Raw genomic sequence first — 592 nt, 5'->3', positions numbered from 1 at the left:
AGCGACTTACACGCTGTCCACTTCCGGCAATGTCGAAATCACCTCCGCCACCAGCTTTGCCATTACCCTCTCCGGTGCAGACACTGGCGGCGTCTCCGCCCTGCTGAACAAGAACGGTACGTCTTCCGCCGTCAGCGCCACCACCTACAACCTTGCCGCAGCAGACGACTGGAACAGCGTCATCACCGGTGGCAATATTGCTGACCTGACAGGCAATGGCATCACCGTCTCCAATGCTGCACCGAATATCCTCAATGCCACGTATGACGCTGCCACAGGTATTCTGTCCGTCTCTGCCGTCAATATCGTCGGTGGCGACACCATTGATGTCTCCAAACTGTCCCTGGTCGGCCAGGGCGGTGGGTCTTATGCCCTGACCTCAGCCAATGTCACCGCTGCCAGCGCCACCGCCTTCTCGGTCACGTTGAACGCCGCCGACAAACTCGCCATCAATGGCCTGTTGAACAAGAATGGCACCAGTGCGGTGGACACGACCAGCTTCAACCTCGCTGCTGCCGCTTCCTGGGATGCCAGCACCACATCGAATGCTGACCTCACCGGCAATGCCGTCACGGTATCGAATGTGGCAGCG

General features: G+C 59.1%; 1 protein-coding gene. It reads left to right on the top strand.

Features of this window, described 5'->3' with window-relative positions; all coding sequences use genetic code 11:
- The coding region (locus LZ463_RS28920; RefSeq protein ID WP_241459784.1) for a hypothetical protein at positions 1-592 on the top strand (592 nt) is incomplete at both ends.

It is taken from the genome of Undibacterium paludis (assembly GCF_022568815.1).
Taxonomy (GTDB): domain Bacteria; phylum Pseudomonadota; class Gammaproteobacteria; order Burkholderiales; family Burkholderiaceae_D; genus Undibacterium.
This window is presented reverse-complemented; position numbering and strand designations above follow the sequence as displayed.